This window comes from Streptomyces sp. NPDC127068 (assembly GCF_042724695.1).
Lineage (GTDB): Bacteria > Actinomycetota > Actinomycetes > Streptomycetales > Streptomycetaceae > Streptomyces.
Genome location: NZ_JBHXEN010000115.1, coordinates 1 through 3,878 on the forward strand (window position 1 = coordinate 1; position 3,878 = coordinate 3,878).

The 3,878-nt window shown below is 67.5% G+C and carries 1 protein-coding gene and 1 pseudogene; both read right to left on the reverse strand.

Annotation, left to right across the window (positions count from 1 at the left end; all coding sequences use genetic code 11):
* Positions 1-3,755, reverse strand: a 3,755-nt coding sequence (locus ACFWIA_RS34985) for a beta-ketoacyl synthase N-terminal-like domain-containing protein (RefSeq protein WP_387011314.1), incomplete at its 3' end; no start/stop codon positions are given.
* A gap of 24 nt (positions 3,756-3,779) precedes the next feature.
* Positions 3,780-3,878 (reverse strand): annotated as a pseudogene (locus ACFWIA_RS34990) (KR domain-containing protein); the annotation flags it as partial.

The following is a 3,878-nucleotide window of genomic DNA, read 5'->3' on the forward strand; positions in this document are numbered from 1 at the left end:
AACCCATAATCAAAACCAAGCTCAGCCATCCCCGCATACAAATCACCCCCAGAAACCTCCACACCACCCACCGGCGGCCACACCTCCGGCACCCAAGAAGACACCAACCCCACATCCTCCACACCCAACCAACCACGCGCATGACACCTCAACTCACCCCCACCATCACCCTCCGACCGAGCAAAAATCACCACCTCACGACGACCATCAACCCCCACCACACCCACCGAAACCCGCAACTGAACCGACTCACCCTCCTCCAACAACAAAGGCGCCTCCATCACCAACTCATCCACCACCGGAAAACCAACCCGCCGACCAGCAGCCAACGCCAACTCCACCCACGCAGTCCCCGGCACAATCACCAAACCCAACACCACGTGATCCCGCACCCACGGCTGCGACTCAGCCGAGAACCGCCCCGTAAACACCCACTCATCACGATCACCCACCTGCACCGCCGCCGCCAACACCGGATGCTCCACCCGATCCAGCCCGGCCGCCGACACATCACCCGCACCCACCGACGGCATCAACCAGTAGTTCTCACGCTGGAAGGCATAGGTCGGCAGATCCACCTTCTGCGTTCCGGTTCCTTCGTAGACCGCTTCCCAATCCACGGCGACGCCCGCACCATGTGCCTGTCCCAGCGAGAGCAAGAACCGGGACATGCCTCCTTCTCCGCGCCGCAGTGATCCGACCACAGCCACTCGGTCCGCCGCGCCCAGCGTTTCAGCGGTCTCCTCAATGGCCATCGTCAGCACGGGGTGCGGAGACATCTCCAGGAAACTTCCGGTGCCGTTCTCGATCAGGGCCCGGATCGCGGGCTCGAAGCCCACCTGTCCACGAAGGTTCTGGTACCAGTACCCGGAGTCCATCGTGGTGCTGTCGATGAAGGCGCCCACCGCAGTGGAGTACACAGGGACCTTCCCCGACATCGGTGCCACCGGTGCAAGAGCCTCCAGAAGCTCGGTCTCCAGCGCCTCGACCTGTGCGGTGTGCGAGGCGTAGTCCACCTTCACCCGCCGGGCCCGGACATCTTCCCGCTCACACGTCGCCAGCAGCTCGTCCAGGGCCTCCGGCTCCCCCGCGACCACGACCGACGAAGGGCCGTTCACCGTCGCCACCGACACCCGACCGGCATACGGGGCGATCAGTTCCTCAGCCCGCTCCGCCCCCACCGCGACGGACATCATCCCGCCGAGACCGGCCAACCGGTCACGCACCAACAGGCTCCGCACCGCCACGATCCGCGCGGCATCCCGCAACGACAACCCACCCGCCACGTACGCCGCAGCGATCTCCCCCTGCGAATGCCCCACCACCGCAGACGGCTCCACACCATACGAACGCCACACCGCCGCCAGGCCGACCATCACCGCGAACAACGCGGGCTGCACCACATCCACCCGCTCCAACGACGGAGCACCCTCAACACCCCGCAACACATCCTCAAGCCGCCACTCCACGAACTCCGACAACGCCTCCCCACACGCCGCCACCTCAGCAGCAAACACCGCAGACCCATCCAACAACCCCACCGCCATACCCACCCACTGCGCACCCTGACCCGGGAACACGAACACCGACTTCACGCCCCCACCGGCAACCTGCCCCTCCACCACATTCACCGCAGGAGCAGCCGAAGCCAGTGCGTCCAGACCCGCCAGCAGTTCCTCACGGTCCGCGGCCACCACCGTCGCCCGCCGCTCCAGCAGCGCACGGGTGGTGGCTGAGGAGAAGCCGACGTCCGCCACGGTCAGGTCCGAGTTCGCTGCGACACGCTCGCGCAGTCGCCGGGCCTGGTCCCGTAGCGCGGCGTCGCCACGAGCTGACACCAGGACGGGCAGTGCTCCGCCTTGGTCCGCGGATTCGGGCAGCTCGATCTCCGCCCGCTGCTCGTTCGGGGCCTCCTCCACGATGATGTGCGCATTGGTTCCGCTGACCCCGAACGACGACACACCCGCGCGACGGGGACGGCCTTCAGTCCTCCACTCCCGCGCCTCTGTCAACAGCTGCACATCGCCAGACGTCCAGTCCACGTGCGGCGACGGCTCGTCCACGTGCAGCGTCGACGGCAACACCCCGTGACGCAACGCCATCACCATCTTGATCACACCCGCCACACCAGCCGCAGCCGACGTATGACCAATGTTCGACTTGATGGAACCCAGCCACAGCGGGTCCCCCGCACGCTCAGCGCCGTACGTCGCCAACAACGCCTGCGCCTCGATCGGGTCACCCAACTTCGTCCCCGTACCGTGGCCCTCAACCGCGTCAACGTCCGACGGAGACAGCCCGGCGCTCGCCAACGCCTGCCGGATCACCCGCTCCTGCGACGGACCGTTCGGCGCCGTGATGCCGTTGCTGGCACCGTCCTGGTTCACCGCGCTTCCACGCAGCACGGCCAAGACCTTGTGGCCCTTGCGCTGAGCGTCCGACAACCGTTCCACGACGAGCACACCCACCCCGTCGGCGAAACCAGTGCCATCCGCGGACGAGGCGTACGCACGGCACCGTCCGTCGGGCGACAATCCGCGCTGGCGGCTGAACTCCGTGAGCAGGAAGGGGCCGGACATGATCGTCACGCCGCCGATGAGCGCCATCTCGCACTCACCCGCTCGCAGCGCCTGGGACGCGAAGTGCAGGGCAACGGCGGAGGAGGAGCAGGCCGTGTCCACGGAGACCGCCGGACCCTCAAGTCCCAGGATGTACGCGATCCTGCCGGAAACGACGCTGGTACTGGATCCGGTGAGGCGGAAGCCCTCCACCTGCGACGTGGATCCGTTGACGCCGTAGTCAGAGGAGCTGACCCCGCAGAAGACGCCGGTGCTGCTTCCCTTGAGTGAGGTGGGATCGATTCCTGCGTGCTCGAACGCCTCCCACGAGGACTCCAGCAGCAGACGCTGCTGCGGGTCCATCGCCGTCGCCTCACGTGGACTGATCCCGAAGAAGTCGGCATCGAACAGGCCCGCGCCCTCGACGAATCCGCCGCCGCGCGTGTACACGGTCCCCAACTGGTCGGGGTTGGGGTCGTAGAGCCGCTCCAGGTCCCATCCGCGGTCGATCGGGAACGGTCCGATGGCGTCCCGACCGGAAGCCACCAGTTCCCATAGTTCGTCGGGCGTTGTCACCCCGCCCGGGTACCGGCAGCTCATGCCCACGATCGCCAAGGGCTCGCCGGCATCCACCGGCTGGGTCCGTGCCAGCTCACGGCCAGCCCCCGCAGCCCGTGCGCCCACCGTCACCTGCGACATCAGGAATCGTGCTACGGCTGCCGGGGACGGGTGGTCGAAGACCAGGGTGGCGGGTAGACGCGCACCGGTGGCCTGGGTGAGCCGGTTCCGCAGTTCGACCGCGCTCAGCGAGTCGAAACCGAGGTCCTTGAACGCCCGCTCCGGCTCGACCGAAGCTGCTGACGCATGCCCGAGCACCGACGCCACCTGCGCCTGGACGAGTTCGAGCACGATCCGCTCGCGCTCTGCTTCGGGTGCCTCGGCCAGCCGTTGGGCCAGTGCACCTGTCTGGGACTCGGACTTGGGCGGAGCCTTGACCAGACCACGCAGCAGCGGCGGAAGCAGTCCGGCCCTTGCCTGGGCGCGCAGCACCGTGGTGTCCAGCTCAGTGGGAACGACCACGGTCGCATCCGCTTCGAGGGCCTGGTCGAACAGCGCCAGGCCGGTTTCGGCAGTGAGCGCACTCATGCCCATCCGTTCCAGACGGGCGAGCTCCGCCTGGCCGAGTCCTGCCCCCATGCCTTCGCTCTGGGACCACAGGCCCCATGCGAGGGACGTGGCCGGCAGTCCCGCGGCACGGCGGGTCGCAGCGAGCGCGTCGAGTGCGGCGTTCGCCGCAGCGTAGTTGCCCTGGCCCGGACT